Source organism: Shewanella sp. SM68 (assembly GCF_025653925.1).
GTDB classification, from domain to species: Bacteria; Pseudomonadota; Gammaproteobacteria; order Enterobacterales; family Shewanellaceae; genus Shewanella; species Shewanella oncorhynchi.
The window spans coordinates 121,397-143,654 of sequence record NZ_JAKKRU010000004.1; the positions used below are offsets into that span (position 1 = coordinate 121,397).

Consider the following 22,258-nt stretch of genomic DNA (forward strand, 5'->3'; position numbering starts at 1 on the left):
TCAATGCGTACAAAATCCCATCGCAATCTGCTGCACGCAAAGGCAATTCTATAAATAACGGCTAAGCTATTTATTAAGTTATTAATGGAGATCGTCCTATGTTTAACAGTATTCGCGTTAAGTTTTCACTGATGTTTGCCATTATGGCGACAGCCCTCATTGTCATGGCAGTCACCGATGCTATGCAAAGCCGTGCTACTGTGAAACAGATGCAGGAATTTAGTCAGTTATTTAATCCCGCAATTTCGGCAATTCTCAATGCAGATCGCGACCTTTATCAAGCGCAGCTAAGTGAAGAAGTGTTATTGAGGGAAGAATTATCTGCCGATAATCGCAAGAGTGAGATTGATAACTGGCAAGAGAATGTCGATCAAGCCCGTGACAGAATGGGCGAATTTAAAAAAATCCTTACAGATCACCTGCAAGTACTGCAATCAACTAATGGCTTTGAGGCGCAGTTTTCTCTCTGGTATCAAGCCTCATCAGAGGTCATTAATGCCGTCAAAAGTAATGATTTTGAACGCGCGAAACAACTCCACGAAACCAAATCCAAGCAAGAATTTAAGGCATTAAGAGATATCTACAATGCCGCGGGCGAAGCCGCCGATAACAGAGTAAAAGAGCTAGATTTACAAGCAACGGAACAGGCAACCACCCAAACCCAAATATCCTTAACGATAGCAAGCTTAGTCGCCATTGTGGCGCTGTTGATTGCCTACTTCGGCCCTAAAATCATAGTCAATGCAATTGAAGATATCACTAGCAGGATCAATGACATTGTCGATGGTGACGGTAACTTAACCCAAAGGATCCCTATCACACGTCAGGATGAAATCGGCGAGCTCGCCCATGCATTTAACTTATTTGTAGAGCAGCTACAGCAAATGGTCATCTCGATTATTGGTCAAACTAAAGATGTGAGCCAAACCGTTGAAAGCCTTGCAACTAAGTCAGCTACCACAATCAACATCAGCCATGAACAAGAGCAGTTTGTCGATACTATTGTCACAGCAGTAAATGAAATGAGTGCAGCCGTAAGAGAAGTCGCCAGTAACGCTCTTCATACTGCCACCGAAATCACTAAGGTGAATGACCAAACAGTAGAGGGTAAGAATATCCTCGCCCAGTCCGTTAATCATATTCAGCAACTGTCTGAATCAGTTAAAAATGCAGTGACAGTTATTGAAAAACTTTCAGTCAATTCTGCCAATATTGCCTCAGTGCTTGATGTGATCCGCTCAATCGCTGAGCAAACTAACCTCCTTGCCCTTAACGCGGCCATTGAAGCGGCGCGCGCTGGCGAACAGGGCCGTGGCTTTGCCGTAGTTGCCGATGAAGTACGTACACTGGCGAGTCGTACCGAAACCTCAACCCAAGATATTCAGCGCATGATTGAAGAGTTGCAACGCGGAGTAAATGATGCGGTTAAAAGCATTGAATCGGGAGCTAGCCTGACCACATCAACCGTGACCCTCGCCAGCCAGACCCAAGATGCATTAGATGAAATTCTAAACTCCACCTCTAAGGTCAGTGAGATGTCCACTCAAACGGCGACTGCGACCGAAGAGCAAACCCATGTGACCGAAGAAATTAATCGTAACTTGACCGAATTATCCGATAAAACAAGATACTGCAACTTAGTCATTCAAGAGACTCAGCAAATAGTCGTCAACACTAAAGCCATTTGCAGCAACCTACAAAAAGAAGTTGCGCGATTTAAAGTCGCTTAAGATAAATGACTAACGACACATAGTTAGCGATAAGCTATTGAAACGAAAAGAGTGCCCAATGTAGGCACTCTTTTTAATGGAAATAATACCAAGCAAAGCTTGAAGACAATAAAAGCCCACAACCGTATGCAAGTTGCAAATAACGGTAACGAAACCCAAGTTGTATCGATTCACCCGTTAAAGTGCGAATAACAGTACTAACTGCTTAACGTTAACTCACAGTAATGATTGAATTTCTAATTCAATCATCTGCAAAAGCTGTAAAACAACCAAAAGATACATCAATCAAAACTGACTAATTGCCCACCCAAGTGAGCAATTTTTTCAGCGGCCAAGTCGGGATTAAGATAGCCAGCGACTTTCGTTAACGCATCGGCGCGCCAAGCAAAAGAGGCTCTCACACTAACAATACGCTCGCTTTCAGCATCGATGTTCGTATCGGCAACATTGCCAGTTGGCAGTAATAGTGCAGGGTAATCATGACTTAAGGTTTGTGAGACCCTTGAGCTGGCGAGCGCCATATTGCTAACGCAAAGCTTTTGGCTCGCTCCTAATGGACCGCGGCACACTACATTTAAAGATGCACTGCCAAAAACTTTTAAATCGCCACCCGCATTGACCCAACCTCCGCTCACGCCAGCGCGACGCAGCTCACTCACTGCCATATCAACCGCATAACCTTTAGCTATACCATCTAAGGTTAAAATTAGCGGTCTAGCTAATCGCGCTTGATTACCTTTTATTTCAATATCTTGCCAGTCACCTTGCAATAACAATGGCATACCAAGGTAAGCAGGCAAAGCGCCGCGAGACATCATTTCGCCGCCAACGGTACAATTGAATAAGTTGTTGCTCGCCTTACCCAGCCCCTTAGCCAACTTGAGCACTCGTAAACTATCTTGGCTTAACGTTACCCAAATTCCCGGCTGCCGATTTAACTGATTTAACTCGCTGTCCTGTTGATGGAAGCTCAGCAACCGCCCAATATGGGTCACACGCGAAAAAGCCGCGCTAATAGCCGCTTCCAATGCTTTATCTTTAAGTAGTACCTCACCGCTTTGATTTGGCAGTGACTCGGCAGCGATTTCCACCAGCGTTCCGAGTAATGGCTTAGCGCGACGTATCATGATAATACCCACTGTAGTAGGAAGATCTGAGGGATCAGCAATAAACGCTTCATCCAGTTAAATTTAAACAAAGCACTAAGAGCAATTAACATAATTTGTGCGGATTCTATTAAAGTCTCTACTTCAATACAAATTGTTGCCATTAGTTTTTATGGGGATTTTAGATGCTTGAAACTGTTTTATATTTAAAAACAATAGATTGCTTATTAAGGTTTTATTAAAGTTATTTGACTTATCATTGCTATCACAACGCTGCACAAGCGAACTAAGTCAATACGTCCCCAAATGAGCCCTATTGATTAATGCCACTCATCATTTACGCTATTTATGCTGGCTTACCCACCAACAACTCAAACTAAATGGAGCAATAAATAGCCGGCTTACTCCATCACACCAGTCATCTGCTTAAATTTTACGCTATTCCGTTCAGTTGAAATACACGCTAAATCAGATATAAACCCTCTAACTCAATCTAAATGAAAACAGGTAAATTATTGATTAGTAATTAAAATAAAGACTAATTTTCATCTTATACAACCTATTAATAACCTAGCGATCACAACGGAAGTAAAAACATCTAGACGTCTAAATTGACAGGTTATCAGGGATCAAATATGCTTTGCCTCAAGTTGCTAGGATACGATGCCGAGGCAACACTGAATTTAAGCGAGTTTGACTGCCAAGGATCCTGCGGAAAAACCCTAAGCGAAAGAGAGATAACATTTGAGCAATCCAACAGCAGCACAGCACAGCCCGGCATCTTTTATTGCCCTGTTGCCATTATTTGTTTTCCTTGGTCTTTTCATTGGCGCGGGTGTGTATTTCCAAAGCCAAGGTGTCGACTTTGCCTTCTATCAATTACCCAGCGTTATCGCTATTTTACCTGCAATCATTCTGGCGTTGATTTTATCAAAACAGAAATTAAATCAATCGATTGATACCTTTATTGGCGGTATTGGTCACAGCAATATTATTGCTATGTGTTTAATTTACTTACTTGCAGGCGCCTTCGCTGCAGTCGCTAAAGCCACTGGCGGCGTCGATGCTACTGTTGCTCTTGGTTTATCGTTAATACCATCGAACCTGTTACTACCTGGTTTCTTCGTGATTGCCGCTTTTATCGCAACGGCCATGGGAACCTCTATGGGGACAATCGCGGCTGTCGCTCCCATCGCCCTAGGCGTAGCCGACCAAGCGCAAATCGACTATGCACTGATGGCGGGAGCCGTGATGTCTGGCGCCCTATTTGGTGACAACTTGTCGATTATTTCCGATACCACAATTGCAGCTACGCGCACCCAAGGCTGTGATATGAAAGATAAATTTCGTGAAAATTTGATTTTCGCTATCCCCGCATCACTGCTAACCTTAATCGCCTTTGTATTTGCCGGACAAGGCCAAGCAGAATTAGCAACGCAGAATATCGATCTTATTAAGGTCATTCCTTATCTGACCATTTTGATCTTAGCCGTGGCGGGTCTGAACGTATTTGTGGTCTTGACCTTAGGTATCTTATTAGCGGGCGCAACCGGCCTGTTTACTATGGATTACGGCGTGATCCAATTCGGTAAAGATATTTATGCTGGCTTTAGCAATATGCAGGAGATTTTCATTCTGTCTATGCTAGTGGGTGGTTTAGCCGCACTCATGCAGCAGCAAGGTGGTCTTGCCTTTGTGAGTAAACAGATTGAAAAGCTGATCACTCGTTTCTCTAAGGCGCAAGGTGAAGCTTCATGCCGTGCAGCTGAGCTAGGTATGGCAGGTATAGTCGCAGTGACTAACTCTTGTGTGGCTAACAACACGGTTTCTATCGTGGTGACGGGTGATATTGCAAAAGACTTAGCAGAGAAGCATGGCGTGAGTCCAAAACGTGCCGCCAGCATACTCGATATTTTCGCCTGTATTATCCAAGGTTTGATCCCGTATGGTGCACAGGCACTCTTGATTGCTTCGACCTTTAGCATCACGCCATTAGCAGCGGTATCACACGCTTGGTACTGTATGATTTTAGCCGTAGTGGCTGTTGCGATTGTAATTTTCCGCAAACGACACTAAATGATATTTGAGTCGCATGAGTAAAATCTAACGTTTATGACAAGGAACGCACTAGGCGTTCCTTGTCATTTTAAAGCCCTCTTTTGACGAAAAAGCATCAACTCGCTTGCCTTCATTAAACAATTCAGGCAAGTTACCGCATTCAATGTGGTCATATCCCATCAGCATATTTTTAGTCTCCATGAATCCTCTTTATCACCAAGAACCAAGTTATTACGATCTACATCGTCTTATTACATGGTTGATTGTAGGCGCAGCCTTTATTAGTGCTTCTGGAGTTTTAATTGCTATTTATGCTGAATATCAAAACATTGGAGTTCAAGTCTTACAAATACGAGCTGATTTTTTAGGTAACTATATCAACTCACCCCTCGCTTATGTGTTTAATTTAAGCTTATTGGCTGCAGGACTCTGCATACTCATTTCAATGACCGGGCTCTACTTACTAAAACTGGATACGTTCAGCCAATGCATAGCACTTACAGGTGCTTGGGTAGGAGTCTCTGTGATTTTGATGGGAATATTCCCCATTAATTTTTTGAGCATACACAGAATAGTTTCAACGAGTTATCTATTAAGCACCCTTATCTTACACAGCCTTGTGATTATAGCGGGGATAGTGCCTCGGTTTATTTGCCCAAAGCCACTGTTCTATTTGAGCCTGATCAGCTTTTGTAGTGCAGTGAGTTTAACCCTGCAATTAGATTGGACAATATTGGATTTCCCTCCCTGTGTGCCCCAAACACACTTTTGTACTGTTTCAGCCAATATGTGGCTCCAAACTAACTTGAGTATCATTTGGTGTTTAAGCCTAGCCTTTGCAATGCGGCGCCTATCAAAAATACTGTATCATCGCGCCCAAGAACGCCAAATACTTTAGGGTAATCCATGCGCTTAGCAAAATACCTCGCCCAGTGTGGCATAGGCTCACGCCGTGAAGCCTGCCGTTTGATTGAGGCCGGGCGCATCACACTCAATGGCGGTATCGCCCGCCACACAGATCCCATCTGTTTAGACGAGTCATTACACTGCCTCGACAGTATTGAGTTTGATGGCAAACCTATCACTAAAGCCGAAACATTCGCCTATTGGGTATTTAACAAAGCTGTGGGCACAGATTGCCGTCTGCTTGAGCAGGATGAAACGAGCCTCATACACCTACTTCCCAAAGCACCAAGACTCTACCCCGTCGGCAGACTCGATAAGGACTCCCGCGGCCTACTGCTGTTAACTAACGATGGTGAGCTGACCCATAAACTGATGCACCCCAGTTTTGCCCACAGCAAAACCTACCATGTGCGCCTCGATAGGCCATTCGCAGATGATTTTATTGAACAAATGGCCAGTGGAGTGCGTTATAAAGACCTGCAAACCCTGCCCTGCCAAGTCCGCCGCCTCAGTTCGGACAGCTTTGAAATCGTGCTGACTCAGGGATTAAATCGACAAATTCGTAGGATGTCCAAGGCACTCGGATATCGCGTTATCGATCTTGAGCGCATTGCCATAATGGCGCTGAATTTACGCGAATTAGCATCTGCTGAATTACAAGAAGGGCAAATGCGGCCACTAACACCACAGGAAACCACAGCGCTTAAAACGGCACTGGTTACAGCGTAAACTAAAAAACCGAAGATAATTACGGATGGAATATCTACATTAGACCTTCTGATTTCTGCCAATAGCAGCCATCTGCAGTTAACTCTCTTATGCCCCAAAGCAAGACAGTTGAGCTACGCGCATTACACATTAATTGACATTGCTTCCCCAGTGACACGCCGTGAATATATCCATATAGGCTCGACGGCGACATCCATGTCGCCAACGGTCACTGGTGCAACAATGCCAATCTTAACTAACCCCCTCGCTACTCGTTTAGCTAAAAAGATATTGCCCCGAAATGAGTTAACGTTGTTGCTCAATCGAGGTATATTCATTTTGGTTTGCCATAGATTCTCTCATTTCACATGTTTTGCAATAACAAATCTAGAACGGTGGCCAATAAACTTAGCCACAAAAAAGACAGATAAACTGCTAATAAGTTCGCTGTAGATTCAGAAAGCTAATTTCTCTTAAGTCGTCAAACTGCTTACACAAGGCTTATGACCACCTGCAAGGATAGTTATGCTAACTAATTGTTTTTCTTTGACATATAATAAGTGCGTGATAATCTATCACCATACAGTTGTATAGATAGTAAATAGGGAACTTTAATGTCTACAGTCTACTCGTTACGAATTAACTATGACACAAGTGCCGATTGCCCAGAGAGAATATTTAAGGCTATGGCACTTTATGTTGAAGGGTTTAATGAGCTTCAGGCTGCATTTCTTCATGGCTACAGTAGTGAATTGAAAATCTCATCTACTTTAAATGAAACTCGCAGTGGATCACTCATTGCTGATATTGGAAAAACTGTCAGCAAGTGTGTTAACGGAGTTAGCACTGGTAAACTTTTTGATCTAATAGCTAATGGAATCGAAAGAAAAATCTCCTGTGTTGGCAAAGTTGATTCTGAAAGTGATGTTAGACAGTTCGCTGATGAAGTTTACTCTATTGCAGCTAATGATCCTGAAATGCTTAAAATTATCTGTAAAAATGACGGTAACCTTTACCATATTGCTGATGCACTTCATAAGTTAGACAAGGCTCAGAAAAACCTTCATGAAAACGATAAGGTCGAAGTTGGACGGTTTGAAAATATGGTACCTTTAAGTCCAACTTTCTCTTGTCCACGTGATGCTGAAGCAATATTTGAAAACTGTGAAGTTATGCATATAAACAGCGAAATTTTGACTTTAAGACGACCAGCCTATCAAGATGAACTTAACTGGGAATTTGAAAGAAAATCGCATAACGGCCGTAAGATTACAGCGAAAATGTCATGTGTAAAGTGGTTAGACGACTTTAAAAAACGAAGGGTTCAGATATGGCCAGGTGATGGACTAGAGGTTAAGGCAAAATACACCCAAACCAATAAACCTGGTAAAAATAAAAAATCATATACCTATGAGATCATAGAAGTGATTAGAGTAGTTCCCGAAGAAGAAATATTAACGCAAGGTGATTTAGGCTTAGCCGATGACCAATAGAAATTATGAACCAGCCAAAAAGGAGGTGATGTTCATCGTGCTGCCACTGCTGATATTATTTATCATAAAGTGGATTGGTGGTGATCTTCTTAGCTTCATAAAACTGACCGACTTTTCACTTGCTACTTCAATAATGTATGGTCAACTAGTAGCAAAATCATTCAACGTGCCAGATAGCAGTAAGAAAAGAGATGAATTTAGTACCTATCAAGTAAAAATATTTAGTTTATGCTTACTTTCCTTGACGATGTACACATCACTTAACTTAATAAAAAGTGTCTCGGATACAGTCTATTGGGTACAGGGAGTGTTATGTGTTACTTAATTAATATATTACGTTCCAGCAGCCACTGTAATCAATGAAATGAGCAGGGAATAGTGAAAAACTTCAGCTTCATCTACGAAAATAGTTCTTTCTAGTTGACTGAACAGAAAAGCCAAGTCACTTATAAACCAGCGCCTACCTAATAGGTTGCTTTTATAAAACCACTGCGAGTAACGCATGTGATGGTCAATGGAATGAGGGCATCAGTTAGATTCCTTCACTAGCCCTACAAAATCTAATAAGTATTACTATCGACTAGTACAATAACTCTATCAAGCTTCTGTCCAAAAACGAGTCACATCTCTGCTTTAAAACAAACAGGCGACACCGATGCTAAGCGGGCGTTCCATGGTGATTAGCGAGACGACCGTCCGCCCCATGGACGGGGCGGTCGAGCATCCAGGGAGGGACTTGCTGCGTGTCGGTGAGCAAGCACCATGGCAAGCCTGCGTTAGTGGATATCAGCCAACGAATATGCGGGGTCAGTGTAAACTAATCTGGTTACCATAACTTTGCTAATGCTATTACTCACCTTTAGTGCATTAAATCTAACGCATTTATGTCCCAAAGCGTGCAGCGTAAGGCCGTTAAATCCACAGGTTACACCAATAATAAAAAGGTGAGTAATGCCCTGGTGCACCTATCAAAACTGCTATATCAACAGCTATCAGCAGCCATTACTTTCACACAATAAAAAAGCGATAAACCCAGTGAGTTTATCGCTTTTTTATTATCTTGTTATGGCTGCATTCAAAGAGCACTAAATCGCACTTGAATGCTGATAATCCAAATTCACTGCCATTATAGGCCGCACCATTGCTGATGCGGCAATGGATTACTTAACGATTTCCATCTCGGCTAATAGGTTGTCGGCATGATCTAAATACTTCATTACCCACAGCATATAACGGCTGTCGACATGAATAGAACGGTTAATTTCATTATCAAATGCCCAACCGCCGATAATGCTTTCATACACACCGTCGAACAATAGGCCGACGAGTTCAGCGCGGCCGTTTAAGGTCGGTGAGCCAGAATTTCCGCCAGTAGTATCTAAAGTTGATAAAAAGTTTACTGGTACAGAATCTATTGATTTCATATAGAAATCACCATATTGCTTCTGCTTAATCAGCTCTAACTCTTTCTTCGGTGCATCGAATGGGTCAACACCCGTGTCCTTTTGCACTATGCCTTCAAGGCGAGTGAATGGCACGGCCACTAAACCGTCTTTTGGCGAATAGCCTTTCACATGGCCAACTGTGACACGTAAGCTTGAGTTAGCATCGGCATACACAGGCTTACCCTGCTCTAGGTTATAAGCAATAATGGCATCCATATATTGCGGACGCACCTTCATTAGTTCACCCGCTAATTCTTTTTCTTTCTTTTCTTCAGCCATATCTGTGTCATACATAGCGACAGCGAATTGAATGAAAGGATCTTTAGAGGCTTTAAAATCGGCAACGGATTTATCCATCCACGCCAGACGAACATCTTTCTTACCTAACTCAGTTTTGGCGTACATTTTATCTAAGGTTTTCGAAAGCTTAGCTTCACTAAACTTTTTATCGATACCAAAGGCTTTATCCAATGCGGGTAGGCGCTGATCTTCTGGCAGTGCGGCGTAGCGTTTTAGCATGTCGAGCAATACCGCTTTATCAACGCTTGGCGCATAACGACGGTCGATACGCTCCATGCTGGCTTTTAGACGTGTCATATCACGATCTTGGAAGCCAGGTTCACGCTGCATATCTGGCAGTTGTTTCTCGTTCGCGAGGCGATATAAGCTGCGCGCCGTCGGCAACATAGTCGTACTGCCTATATAGCTTAAGATCATGTCACGCTCTTGATGCGTTTTGCCTTTGGCAATCAAGGCATCTAATTCCGCTAAGGTTTTACCGTATTTCGCTTCACGACTGCTGTCTTTGGCTATCCACGCCGCAAGCTTAGCTTCGAGGGCTTTACGGTCGGCCAACATGGTTGATTTACCGTAAAACTCGATCATAGAAGTGAAGTTTTTCGCGTAATTTGCAAGGCCAGCAATTTGACTCTCGTACTTAATACGCTCGTCGCTGCCCTCTGGCGCGGTTTCTTTAATGATTTCAATAAAGCGTTCACGCAGCATTTTGCCTTCGGGATAAGCCCACTCAAACTCATTTTGAACTTCAGTGGCTGTGCGATATCTGTTGGTGCGACCTGGGTAGCCTGCCACCATCACAAAATCACCTTCGCTCACACCTTTAGCCGATACTTTTAAGAAACTTTTTGGCTCATAAGGCACGTTGTCAGCACTAAACTCTGCGGGTTTACCCGCTTTAGAGACATAAGCACGGTAGAAAGAAAAATCGCCTGTGTGACGTGGCCACATCCAGTTGTCTACGTCGCCGCCGTATTTACCCACGCTCGCGGCTGGGTTATAGACTAAACGCACATCACGGATTTCCAGTTGTTTAACCAGATAATATTCGAGACCACCGTGAAAGCTATACACTTGGCAACGGTAACCATCTTCTTTTTCACATTCAGCAACTAAGGCTTTCTCTTGGCTTTCAACGCCTTGATAGAAGGCGCTGCCCACTTTACCTTCAAGCCCGTTTTTAACTCGCTCAGTGACATTAGTGACATCTTCAGTCACATAGACACGTGAGCCAGGGGTCGCAGGTAACTCATCGGCGAAGGTCTTAGCTAAAAAACCATCCTGCAGCAGATTTTTCTCAGGAGTGGAGTTGTATTGAATCGCTCCATAGGCACAGTGATGGTTAGTCACGACTAGGCCCTTTGGCGATACAAATGATGCAGTGCAACCGCCAAGGCTTATCACTGCATTCATCGGGAATTCGGTGAGTTTAGAAATCGATTTTGCATCAATTTCAAGGCCTTTTGCTTTCAGCTCATCAGCCATAGCAGGCAGTTGATGGGGCTGCCACATACCTTCGTCAGCCTGTGCGCCAAAACTAGCGGCCACGGCAACTGTGAGTAACCATTTTTTCATTGTGTTAAGTCCGTTTTATGTGAATGAAGCCACGCGCAAGCTGGGCCATTTTCTCGTTTTAATAGCGTTGTTTTAATTTTAAATAACTGTGCTAAAACCCAGCATCACTTGCTTTAAAACCTAAAAAGCAAAAAGTCAGGCCGAGGCCTGACTTTATCACATGCGACACTCTCTATAACAGACTCTGAAAAACTCGCTTACAAAGCAAATACATTTAATCAAAGTTACTCAGCCGCGTTCGCTAAAAAAAACCACCTATTGCAATGAATTAGATCCCAACAAATAGCTGAGCACCCACAATCACGGCACCTAACAAGCCAGCAATGACTAACGCAAAAGATCCGCCAGACACTTGATAACCCCCAAGCTGCGACTGACGTTGACGCAGTGCCATAACAATTGGCAAGAAGATGATCATCACGACCAATGGTACGGCCGCAAATCCCAGTACCGCCACAAAGCCTTCAGGCAAATACAAGGCACACAAAACAGGCGGAATAAAGGTCAGTAACCAAGTTTGAATACGGCCGGCAAACGTTTCTTTGGCGCGAGTTAATTCGGCGATAAAGTCATATAAACTTAAGGTCACACCGAGGAATGAGGTCACTAAGGCTAAATCAGCGAATAATGAAATACATTTGCTGATCCAAGGCGTATGAGCAATATCCTGTAATGCCGTGACGAGTGAAGGTAGTGAACCTTCAAAACTATTCACCTCATATCCGCCTACTGTGCCTAAAGTCACCAATAACCACAGAACATAACAAGCAAGTGGGATAGTCGAGCCGATTAACAACACCTTACGCAGTGATACCGCATCGCCATCAAGATAACGCACTAAGGTGGCGATACAGACGTGGAAACCAAACGAAGTAAACACCACGGGAATTGCCGCCATCCAATTGCTGGTCATCGACTCGGCAATCGCACCCGTTGCCATGCTAGCAATACTGACTTCGGGCAATAAAAATAATACCACCACCACGAGCAATAGAATCATTAACGAAAATAGGAAACGTGAAACTTTATCGACCCAAGCAACACCTAGCGCCGCAAAGCCACCGAGCACGAGTGTAAATAACAACACTGCGACTTGATTATCGAGCACGATATCGAACATGTTCTTCGCTTTAAGCACTAATAACGAAGAGCCGCCGGTGAGATAAGCCGCGGTCAAGGCAAATAATAAACTCAGGAAAGAAGCACCTTGAATTATTTGACCTTTTTTACCCAGTAACTTACCCGTAATAGCATGCACGTTATCCCCCACGCCAGTGCGTAAGTTAATTTCGAGCATAAGTAATGAGGTATAGGCGGACACGCCCCAAATAACGACGAGTAACACTAAAGCAGGGATAATACCTAAAGCCGCTGTGGCTAAAGGTAACGCTAACATACCTGCGCCAATGGCCGTCCCGGCAACGATGGCGATCGAGCCTAACATTTTTGAATTCACACAATAGTCCTGTTCAATAATTAATTATTATTTTATTTGAGTAAGATTTGAACCGATAAAGCCTTGCGTCTTAAATCGAAATAAGCGACACATCACTTAAAGCATCCAATCAGATCTCGACCTAGCAGATCAATTGGCCCCAATAGCTTTTGAATGTTTCAACCCAGTAGCCATTGAGGCTAACTAAATCGATTATTGAAAAATGGCATGACTTTCAATTGTGATAGCCCAAATTAATGTACCGATATAAGCATCGATTAAATAGATAGTTTGGGACATTAACAGAGCCAAACCCAGTGGGCAAGCCAGTTGTGAACAAAGAAGGGTAGCAAACGGTAAGGTAACAACTTAATAGCGCTGTGATAAACGAAAATAAACAAGCCAACAAAATCGCTACCTTTGTTGAGAATACCTGTAATCTTGTATTAGGCTCGAATCAAAATAAAGCCAGTCTTTTTCCATCCGATGCAGACAAAAAGGGCTTAAACACACGGATATGTTTAAGCCCAATGACACCTTTTTGAAGCTAGGTTAGCTCAAAAAGTTAATTTACAGCTCAGTCCACGCCATAGCCCAAGAAGCGCCAACACCTGGCTCAAATCCTGTGGCAGAAGCCGACCACTGCACGCAATAGCCGCTATAAGGGAATGGCTTACATTGATACACTTTGCCATTTTTAGGCTGTAACACTGTAGTACCTGCAACGTAATCTTTCACGCCTGCTGGGAATACAAAATCAGCTTCTGGTGCAGGAGCTTGATCCTTTAAGAAGAGAGCAAAGTTCTGCTGAATAACATCACCTTGTTTAGGCTCAGCTTTTACCTGCAAATGATAATGCCCAGCTTTAGGCTCAACGACGTCTAACACTAAGCTCGCGCTGGTATTGTTAACAGTTTGGCTCACAAAACCTGACGCGGTGCCATCATGGCTAAACAAATACGCTGACACTAGCATCTCAGCGTTACTGGTTACATCAAAGCTGACCTTCGCCGCACCATCGATAATTTGATAATCGTCAGCAAGTGAAGTGACTTCTAAGCTGTTGCCCGGAGCAGGAGCTAAATCAAATCCGACTTCGACACGCTCAATACCTGAGTTTTTCGCTGTAAAAATGTCATTTTTGCCATACACAGGCTCAATCACACCCGATGCATTTTTTTGTCCCGCTTTTAACTGGGACTGCTGAGCATTAATCGCACTTGCTAATAGGAAAGGCCAATTTTGTTTATCACCTTGAGTCGCATCGCTAATGGTAATGACTGTTTGCTTAGCCGTTTGCTCACCATTGGCGTCAAACACCCGGGTCATCACTTTATCGCCTGCTTTTAGATTGAGTGACGGATTGATATCCCCCACATCTTGCCATTCACTCGGCACAACAGGACCCGAGCCCAAGTTCACATCGATAGCATTGTAGAAACTATTCGTCGTATCTCCCACTTCCCACACGGCCAAGATCACTTGATAACCACTGCGACCTTCTGGCACGTAGCAGTCATGGGTCACTAACTTAGGCGGCTGTTCCATACCACCATCAACTACGCAAAAGGGTGCTAAGTCAAAGCTCGCTCGGCTCAAAGCTTGGTTTGGGTTCCAATCTTGGCGAGTTAAATAGTAACGCCAATTACGGGTGACATGATTTGCTGTGAACTGCCAACTGAACTTATTCCAGCCCGCTTTAATATCCGTCTTTGCCCAACGGCTCGGACTTTGTTCATCCAAAGGTGAAAAAGCACCATTGCCAGCACTCGCCAATTTGCCATCAGCAGGACCTGATTCAGGAAAACCCGATGGCCCCTCAACACTTTGTGGCTCCCATTGCACCGCACCACAATTGGCATTTTTACCTGTTTTACAGGCATATGAACGCGATTCAGGTGCCACAACATAACCGTGCGCCTGCGCAGAGATACTCACAAACGCATTCGTCGCCATTACTGCCGCGGCCAATAAACTCAATTTAGAAATAGGGGAAAAAACAGTAGGATTTGCCACTTTAATGCACTCCATTGATTGCCTATCATCCTAAACATAATGATAGGCTTAGATATAAAAGTGGTATTTGGGCAAACAACAGCATTAAACAGCAGTCGTTTATCTTTCACAGAAATCGAATTCTGCGGCAACTCCGCTATCTTAGTTCACTAAAAAATCCATTTACAACCTTAGACCGGAAGCTTTGCGTCCTAACTTTTCAATTAGTTTGCCAAATACAGTCGTTATCATTGAGTCACTACGAGTTAACAGTATGTAACCAAGTAGAAATGACTTGGCTAAATTAGCAACAAAAGACAACGTTGTCAAAAAATAATTCATTTATATTCATTAAGTTACAGAATGTGGATCGGTATTTTTCTGACACCCGTCAAACATTTATCAGCACCTACTGTTATAAACTCGTGCTTGAAACTAAATCTTACCTAGGTATAATGCCCACCTCGCTTCGGGGGAGTAGCTAACTGGATTTCGAGCCATCGTCATCTAGGGTGAACATCAACATACTTGGCAACATGCCATGGTGTTCACAGCAAATCATAGATTTGCCCAGCAAGACCTGAGCACAATGACCGCACCTAGGGGTGGACGGTTTATTGTGCTTATGTCATAACCACCCCTAAAGGATCACACTTGGAAGCCCTACTTGCCTCAACCTTTACGGTTGCTATCGCCGAAATTGGTGATAAAACTCAATTGCTTGCACTAATCCTCGCCGCAAGATTTAAAAATAAAACTGCCATTATTTTAGGTATTTTGCTGTCGACATTATTTAACCATTTTGCCGCAGCTTGGATTGGTCAATGGGCCATTAACTGGGTAAGCCCAGATCTTGCACGTTATTTAGTGGCTGCGTCCTTCTTCGCGATCGCTCTTTGGGTGTTAATCCCCGATAAAGTCGATGCAGAAGAGAGCCGTTTCTATAAAATGGGCCCCTTTCTCGCCACCTTTATCCTGTTTTTTATCGCCGAAATGGGGGATAAAACACAAATCGCAACTGTGGTATTAGCCGCAAAATACGATTCATTAACTATGGTGGTTGCAGGCACAACCTTAGGCATGCTGCTTGCTAACGTACCCGTAGTGATCGCAGGCCACTTCAGCGCCGAAAAATTACCTATGTTGTGGATACACCGTGGCTGCGCCGTATTGTTCGCACTCTTAGGCGTAGCAACACTGTTCTTCTAAGAATCGAGGCAGGGGTTTTGCTGCAGAATAAAATTTCTTCACGCAATATTTCATTCTTTTAAACCTAACCGTTTTGCAAGTCGGTGCAAATTACCTGTATCGATTTGCAATATTCTTGCACACGCAGCCCAATTTTGTTGATTCGCGGCTAAAACTTGGCGAATAAGTTGACGCTGATATCTCTCAGTCGCAGCCTTAAGCCCCAGCATAACACTGGAATTATCTTGCGATTGTCCCTCACGACAGGCCGACTCAGACCTAAATGCTAATTCACTGGCTGGCGTTGCGGCATCTGATGGTCTATCTTCGTCAACTGTTCTGTGTGCTTGATTCATCAAAGAATCGAGCTGAAAATGTTTATTACTTAAGCTGATGTAAGCCGTTTTTAGCTCGGCTTTCGCCAACACCGCAGCCCTGTGTATCGAATGCTCTAGCTCACGCACATTACCCGGCCACGTGTATTGCTCTAATAACTGCTGCGCTGCGGGTGTGATATTGATATGGGTGAGTCCTAACTTCGCTTTACAACGTTCAAGAAAAAAACCTGTCAGCATAACAATATCTTGCCCACGCTCTCTTAATGGTGCTACGTGGATAGGAAATACGCTCAACCTATGGTAAAGATCGAAACGAAAGCGCCCTTCCGTTGCCTCTTGGTGCAAAATTCGATTAGTGGCGGCAATAATCCGAGTATTAACTTTTAGGCTCTTATCACTGCCCACTCGCTGTAATTCACCGTATTGTAAAACCCTCAATAACTTAGCTTGCAGCCCCAAGGGAAGCTCCCCTATTTCATCTAAAAACAAGGTCCCCTTGTCAGCGAGTTCAAACTTGCCTTGCCTATGACTGATTGCCCCCGTAAATGCCCCTTTTACATGCCCAAATAACTCGCTTTCGGCGACGGACTCAGGCAGTGCTGCGCAGTTCAAATAGATAAGTGATTTATCGGCTCTGGTCGATTGATTATGTATCGCCGCGGCCACTAACTCCTTACCCACGCCAGTTTCGCCGGTAATTAATACCGATAAATCAGTGCCTGCCACGGCACTTATCTGCTGCTTTAGCGATTGGATCTGTGTGGATTGCCCTATGATCTCCTGCTGACTAGCAGGACGATTGAGCACCTCAGTTCCATTGGAAACTTCAACAACTTGGGATTCTAGCTGTTGCATCAATAACGCAGTATTAAGACTGGCTGCGGCCAGTGCGCTGATCACACGCAACTCGCTATCACTAAAATCATCAAACTGATGAGGGTTGAAACCATCAATGGTGAGCGCCCCAATTAAGCGATCGTTCGCGATTAGTGGTAAACCAATGCAAGCATGTACATGTAAGTTCGCACTATGATGTGGAATTAAACCATCATACGGATCAGGAAGTTCACTGTCGGCCGGGAAACGAACCACATCGCCAGCACGGGCGATAGCCTCTAATCTCGGATGTTCACTAATTTGAAAGCGCCGCCCTAACACTTCGGCAAAGAGCCCATCTATCGCCAAGGGGACAAATTGCTGCTCCCGAAATGCCAATAATGCCGCAGCATCACAATTGACACGCCGCCTGACCACTGCCAACAAACGCTCAAATCTGTCTTGCGTCGACACGCCGACAGTTAAATCTAAGGCTAACTGAGTTAAATCAGCATGGGCACTCATAGCACATCCACAGTCAAATAAAGTCATATTGACAACAGTGTAATGTCAATTTGACTAATATCAAATTGTCATTATGACATCAGCAAGTGATTTAAAATGTTGAAATACGCTAATACCAATAAAAATCAAAACCTTAAAATATTGGCATGGTGAGTGCAATAAGAGATTTAACTAAATAAGCAAGATTTACGTAGCGCATTCATTATTAATTATCACAGGTGTATTTATGACTATTCATGTAAAAAACAATATCCACTGGGTGGGTCAACGCGATTGGGAAGTGCAAGATTTTCATGGTACTGAGTACAAGATAACTAAAGGCACAAGCTACAATAGCTACCTTATCCGTGAAGAAAAAACCGTGTTAATTGATACAGTTGATCATCGGTTTAGCCAGCAATTCTTACAAAATCTTGAAGCTGAAATTAATTTAACCGACATAGACTATATTGTGATGAACCATGCAGAGGAAGACCACTCAGGCGCCCTGACTGCATTAATGGCCAAAATTCCTAACACACCAATTTACTGCAGTGAAAATGCGGTCGACTCCATTGTAGGACATCACCACCACCCAGAATGGAATTTCATTACCGTAAAGACAGGTGATAGTTTAGCAATAGGCAATGGTAAGCAACTGATATTTATCGAAGCACCTATGTTGCATTGGCCAGATAGCATGATGACATACCTCACCGAAGATGCGGTTTTATTCAGTAACGATGCCTTTGGCCAGCACTATTGCGATGAACATTTATTCAATGATGAGGTTGATCAAAATGAATTAATGGAGCAATGCCTACGGTACTACTCAAACATTTTAACGCCCTTTAGCAGCCTAGTAACGGCTAAAATTCACGAAGTATTAAGCTTTAATTTACCTGTAGATATGATCGCAACTTCACACGGCATTGTGTGGCGTGATAATCCTGCCCAAATTATTCACAAATATTTAGCTTGGGCCGACGCTTATCAAGAAGACCGCATCACGATTTTCTACGACTCTATGTCCAATAATACTCGCATGATGGCCGACGGTATTGCTCAAGGTATTCATGATGTTGACCCCAATGTAGCAGTAAAAGTGTATAACGTCGCACGTCATGATAAAAACGAAATCCTTGCACAGGCATTTAGGTCAAAAGGTATTTTAGTCGGCTCATCCACCATGAATAATGTGATGATGCCTAAAATTGCCGCCATGCTTGAAGAAATTACGGGCCTGCGTTTTCGCAATAAAAAGGCGGCAGCTTTTGGTAGTTATGGCTGGAATGGCGGCGCAGTCGATAGAATTCACACTCGTTTGATGGATGCTGGTTTTGAAACCTCGGTGGGATTAAAAGTCAAATGGCGTCCCGATCGAGATGCGATGCAAGAATGCCGTCAGCACGGCCAGCGAATCGCGCGAGAATGGGCATTGCGTCCCCTCGATAGCGCGAATAGTCGCTCTATCATTAATCAAGTCATGTCAAAACCTAGCCAAGCCACCACAGCCAGTCAAATAGCTGAAAATACTGCTACTAATAACGTCCCTATGACTGCACCTATTGCAACAAAAGCGTGCGAATTAAATGATACACAATCAATGATTTGCACCGTTTGCCAATGGGTTTACGACCCTGAAAAAGGAGAACCTAATCAAGATGTCATTGCTGGCACACCTTGGACTCAAGTGGCCGAAGACTTCCTCTGTCCCGAATGTGGCCTAGGTAAAAGCGTTTTCGCTGTCATAAAAAATGAGGTGACTAATGTCTAAACCTATCGTCATTATCGGCAGTGGATTCGCGGCATATCAGCTAGTCAAAACACTGCGACGTTTAAACCGCGAACAACCGATTACAGTCATCACAGCCGACTCTGGTGACGAATACCATAAACCAGATTTAAGCCATGTGTTTAGCCTTAAAAAAATGGCGTCAGACCTCATAAAATTGACCGCGACTGAATTTGCACATGAACAACAAATTGACGTGATAAATCACTGTGAAGTCATAAAAATAGATAAAGTTCGTCAGGTAGTCTGTTGCCATCAAGGACGCGAAATTGCGTACGAAAAATTAGTGCTTGCCACAGGTGCACGACCCTTTATTCCGCCTATAGAGGGGGATGGCGTCGATATCATCCACACAGTTAACAGCTTAATGGAGTATCAGGCCTGCGAAGCAGACATCCATGGCGCGAGGAGAGTACTAGTTATCGGTGCGGGTTTGGTCGGAGTTGAACTGGCAATGGACTTAGCAACTGCGGGTAAGCAAGTGTTTTTGGTCGATCCACAAGCGAGCTTAATGCCGAATATGCTACCCGAAATGTTAAGCCACAAACTGACCGCTGTACTAACGCAGCATAACATCACAGTGCAATTGCAAACCCGAGTCAGCCAACTGCAGCACCAAGATGGCAGTATCTCTGTGTGCCTAGATAATGACCAGCGGTTTATTTGTGATGCGGTTATCTGTGCAGCCGGACTGATCCCTAACAGTCAACTTGCCCAGCATGCGGGGCTAGAAGTCAATAAAGGTATCGTCGTTAACGAATGCTTACAAACCAACGATGCCCATATTTATGCGCTAGGTGATTGCGCCCAAATCAACGGCCAAAATAGGGCCTATTTGCAACCTGCGTTACTGAGCGCCAATGCGCTGGCGAACACATTACTGAACCAACCGACAGCAGTGAATTTTCCCGCCATGCTCATTAAAGTGAAAACGCCACTGTTACCTATCCAGCTCAGCGGTATAACAGTCAATGGCGTCCATCGCTGGCAAGTCGATATTGATGCTCAAGGAAGCTGTATTAAAGCATTCGACGTGGATGAAAAATTTATAGGATTTATCGTAACCGAGGATAAAATGCAGCAAGCGTTTGGATTGTTAAAGCAGCTAAATAGCCCTAACGCGGCACTCATCGCGGCCTAAGAGCACATTAACGAGAATGTTAATATTGTTGTCGCTGATAATAAAAACTGAGTAGAGGCTTTCTACTCAGTTTTATCGTTTCTACTATTTATTCAAATATTCGCAACAGCAACAGTTTAAAGACCTAATGCCAGTTTAATACGTTGTCCATAATCCGCATCGGCTTGAGTAAAATGCGCCACCATACGTTGCTGCACATCTAAACTCGCTTGACTTAATGAACCCGAAATTGTTGCCACTAGGCGCGCTTTCTCAGCTTCAGAGAAGATGCAATACAAATTACCCGCTTGGGTATAATCGTCTTGGTTATAACGACTGTAACGCGCCGCTTCACCTTCTAAACGCAATGGTGGTTCGCTAAAGTTTACTGGCTCAACCAAGGCATCAGCAGTGCTGTTCGGGCCATAGTTTGCCGAAGCGTCGCCACCAGTTTGACTGCCATGGTAAGGGCATTGTGTGCCCGCCATCGCACCTGCACGTTGATGGTGATTTGCCTTAGCGGCATGCGGGCAGTTTACTGGCAATTGGTTGTAGTTAGCACCAATGCGGTAACGCTGCGCATCGGCGTAGGCAAATAAACGCGCTTGTAACATCTTGTCTGGTGAAGCCCCGACGCCTGGGACCAAATTACTAGGTGCCAATGCCACTTGCTCAACTTCAGCAAAGTAGTTTTGTGGCAGACGATTCAGCTCTAATACACCAATCTCAAGTAATGGATAGTCGCTATGCGGCCAAACCTTAGTTAAATCAAATGGATTGATATGGTAAGTATTGGCATCCGCCTCAGGCATAATCTGCACATTAACCGTCCAACGCGGGAAGTTACCATCAGTAATAGCAACCACCATATCGCGCTGCGATGAATCGGGATCAATCCCTTTTAATTTATCAGCCTGTTCATTAGTTAAGTTGACCACGCCTTGCTGCGATTTAAAGTGGAACTTTACCCAGAAACGCTCGCCCTTGGCATTCCACAGCGAGAAAGTGTGTGAACCATAACCGTGCATTTGACGGTAGTTCGCCGGAATACCACGATCCGACATCAAAATGGTCACTTGATGCATAGCTTCAGGATTCAATGACCAAAAGTCCCACATAGCCTGCGGATCTTTTAAGTTTGTCTTAGGATTACGCTTTTGCGTATGGATAAAGTCTGGAAACTTAATCCCATCTCGTAAGAAAAAGGTCGGCGTATTGTTACCCACGATATCGTGATTACCACGGGTAGTATAAAAACGTAAACCAAAGCCGCGTGGATCGCGCTCTGCGTCGGCAGAACCCATTTCTCCACCTACGGTTGAGAAACGAATAAAGGTTTCGGTTTGCTTACCAACACCATTGAAATGGTCAGCAATGGTGTAATCGCTTAAATCTTTAGTCAGCGTAAATGTGCCGTAAACCCCAGTACCTTTAGCATGCACGATACGCTCAGGAATACGCTCACGGTTGAAATGGGCTAACTTTTCAATTAAATGCCAATCTTGCAATAGCAGAGGACCACGCTCACCCGCCGACAGTGAGTTTTGATCGTCGGCCACTGGGGCGCCGTTTTGGCTCGTTAAGTACTGACTTGTTTGATGTTGTTTACTCATGCCCTGCTCCTTAGTCTTGATTGCTGGTTAACCAGGTTTCAATTAAATCGTAAATGGTGGCCATGGTTTATCTCCTTGGCTGGCGACGTGTTGTCGATAGAGCAAGAATAGAGAATTACCACTTGAGAATAAAACA

General features: G+C 43.9%; 14 protein-coding genes and 1 riboswitch. Of the genes, 7 read left to right on the forward strand and 7 right to left on the reverse strand.

The window, feature by feature from the left end; translation table 11 throughout:
• Positions 1–98: 98 nt before the first annotated feature.
• On the forward strand, positions 99–1,730 hold the full coding sequence (locus L5M40_RS08550; protein ID WP_173496925.1) for a methyl-accepting chemotaxis protein: 1,632 nt from the start codon (positions 99–101) through the stop codon (positions 1,728–1,730).
• A gap of 281 nt (positions 1,731–2,011) precedes the next feature.
• Here L5M40_RS08550 and L5M40_RS08555 read toward each other — a convergent pair whose 3' ends face one another.
• On the reverse strand, positions 2,012–2,857 hold the full coding sequence (locus L5M40_RS08555) for an FAD:protein FMN transferase (RefSeq protein ID WP_263175751.1): 846 nt from the start codon (positions 2,855–2,857) through the stop codon (positions 2,012–2,014).
• Between the two features lie 723 nt (positions 2,858–3,580).
• Between L5M40_RS08555 and L5M40_RS08560 the strand changes: the two genes are divergently transcribed.
• Positions 3,581–4,912 carry a Na+/H+ antiporter NhaC family protein gene (locus L5M40_RS08560; RefSeq protein WP_105250033.1) on the forward strand — a complete coding sequence of 444 codons (1,332 nt, stop codon included), beginning with the start codon at positions 3,581–3,583 and terminating at the stop codon, positions 4,910–4,912.
• 51 nt (positions 4,913–4,963) lie between these two features.
• Here the strand turns inward: L5M40_RS08560 and L5M40_RS08565 are convergent, their stop codons facing one another.
• A complete protein-coding gene (locus tag L5M40_RS08565; protein ID WP_263203116.1) occupies positions 4,964–5,095 on the reverse strand; it encodes a hypothetical protein in 132 nt (43 codons plus the stop codon).
• Between the two features lie 705 nt (positions 5,096–5,800).
• Between L5M40_RS08565 and L5M40_RS08570 the strand changes: the two genes are divergently transcribed.
• Both L5M40_RS08570 and L5M40_RS08575 read left to right on the forward strand, forming a co-directional pair.
• Positions 5,801–6,529, forward strand: a complete 729-nt coding sequence (locus L5M40_RS08570; RefSeq protein ID WP_263175752.1) for a 23S rRNA pseudouridine(2604) synthase RluF — start codon at positions 5,801–5,803, stop codon at positions 6,527–6,529.
• Positions 6,530–7,122: 593 nt separating this feature from the next.
• Positions 7,123–8,001, forward strand: coding sequence for a hypothetical protein (locus tag L5M40_RS08575; protein ID WP_263256508.1), 879 nt, complete (start codon positions 7,123–7,125; stop codon positions 7,999–8,001).
• Between the two features lie 1,160 nt (positions 8,002–9,161).
• Here L5M40_RS08575 and L5M40_RS08580 read toward each other — a convergent pair.
• From L5M40_RS08580 to gbpA, 3 genes are all read right to left on the reverse strand, one after another.
• Complete coding sequence (locus L5M40_RS08580; RefSeq protein ID WP_198572959.1) at positions 9,162–11,318, reverse strand: S46 family peptidase; 2,157 nt, start codon at positions 11,316–11,318, stop codon at positions 9,162–9,164.
• A gap of 268 nt (positions 11,319–11,586) precedes the next feature.
• Positions 11,587–12,762 carry an aromatic amino acid transport family protein gene (locus tag L5M40_RS08585; RefSeq protein WP_263175770.1) on the reverse strand — a complete coding sequence of 392 codons (1,176 nt, stop codon included), beginning with the start codon at positions 12,760–12,762 and terminating at the stop codon, positions 11,587–11,589.
• A 561-nt stretch (positions 12,763–13,323) separates the two neighbouring features.
• Positions 13,324–14,769, reverse strand: a complete 1,446-nt coding sequence (gene gbpA / locus L5M40_RS08590) for an N-acetylglucosamine-binding protein GbpA (protein ID WP_263175754.1) — start codon at positions 14,767–14,769, stop codon at positions 13,324–13,326.
• Between the two features lie 123 nt (positions 14,770–14,892).
• Positions 14,893–14,992, reverse strand: a riboswitch (cyclic di-GMP riboswitch).
• A gap of 410 nt (positions 14,993–15,402) precedes the next feature.
• Between gbpA and L5M40_RS08595 the strand changes: the two genes are divergently transcribed.
• Positions 15,403–15,957: a TMEM165/GDT1 family protein gene (locus L5M40_RS08595; protein ID WP_131524629.1), complete on the forward strand. Its 555-nt coding sequence runs from the start codon at positions 15,403–15,405 to the stop codon at positions 15,955–15,957.
• A gap of 50 nt (positions 15,958–16,007) precedes the next feature.
• Here the strand turns inward: L5M40_RS08595 and norR are convergent, their stop codons facing one another.
• A complete protein-coding gene (norR, locus tag L5M40_RS08600) occupies positions 16,008–17,615 on the reverse strand; it encodes a nitric oxide reductase transcriptional regulator NorR (protein WP_263175755.1) in 1,608 nt (535 codons plus the stop codon).
• Between the two features lie 226 nt (positions 17,616–17,841).
• On the opposite strand from norR, the gene norV reads away from it, so the two are divergent.
• Positions 17,842–19,371 carry an anaerobic nitric oxide reductase flavorubredoxin gene (norV, locus tag L5M40_RS08605; protein ID WP_263175756.1) on the forward strand — a complete coding sequence of 510 codons (1,530 nt, stop codon included), beginning with the start codon at positions 17,842–17,844 and terminating at the stop codon, positions 19,369–19,371.
• Positions 19,364–20,530, forward strand: coding sequence for an NADH:flavorubredoxin reductase NorW (gene norW / locus L5M40_RS08610; protein ID WP_263175758.1), 1,167 nt, complete (start codon positions 19,364–19,366; stop codon positions 20,528–20,530). Before norV ends, norW begins: the two co-directional genes overlap by 8 nt.
• 116 nt (positions 20,531–20,646) lie before the next feature.
• Here norW and katB read toward each other — a convergent pair whose 3' ends face one another.
• The gene (gene katB / locus L5M40_RS08615; RefSeq protein ID WP_263256509.1) at positions 20,647–22,122 is read right to left on the reverse strand and encodes a catalase KatB; all 1,476 of its coding nucleotides are present in this window, start codon (positions 22,120–22,122) and stop codon (positions 20,647–20,649) included.
• Between the last annotated feature and the right edge of the window lie 136 nt (positions 22,123–22,258).

Bases quoted from the DNA above. Each gene is read 5' to 3' on its own strand.
- norV (WP_263175756.1), top strand. From the start codon at position 17,842: ATGACTATTCATGTAAAAAACAATATCCACTGGGTGGGTCAACGCGAT.
- norR (WP_263175755.1), bottom strand. From the start codon at position 17,615: ATGAGTGCCCATGCTGATTTAACTCAGTTAGCCTTAGATTTAACTGTC.
- norW (WP_263175758.1), top strand. From the start codon at position 19,364: ATGTCTAAACCTATCGTCATTATCGGCAGTGGATTCGCGGCATATCAG.
- L5M40_RS08555 (WP_263175751.1), bottom strand. From the start codon at position 2,857: ATGATACGTCGCGCTAAGCCATTACTCGGAACGCTGGTGGAAATCGCT.
- L5M40_RS08565 (WP_263203116.1), bottom strand. From the start codon at position 5,095: ATGGAGACTAAAAATATGCTGATGGGATATGACCACATTGAATGCGGT.
- L5M40_RS08575 (WP_263256508.1), top strand. From the start codon at position 7,123: ATGTCTACAGTCTACTCGTTACGAATTAACTATGACACAAGTGCCGAT.
- L5M40_RS08570 (WP_263175752.1), top strand. From the start codon at position 5,801: ATGCGCTTAGCAAAATACCTCGCCCAGTGTGGCATAGGCTCACGCCGT.
- L5M40_RS08580 (WP_198572959.1), bottom strand. From the start codon at position 11,318: ATGAAAAAATGGTTACTCACAGTTGCCGTGGCCGCTAGTTTTGGCGCA.
- L5M40_RS08550 (WP_173496925.1), top strand. From the start codon at position 99: ATGTTTAACAGTATTCGCGTTAAGTTTTCACTGATGTTTGCCATTATG.
- L5M40_RS08585 (WP_263175770.1), bottom strand. From the start codon at position 12,762: ATGTTAGGCTCGATCGCCATCGTTGCCGGGACGGCCATTGGCGCAGGT.
- katB (WP_263256509.1), bottom strand. From the start codon at position 22,122: ATGAGTAAACAACATCAAACAAGTCAGTACTTAACGAGCCAAAACGGC.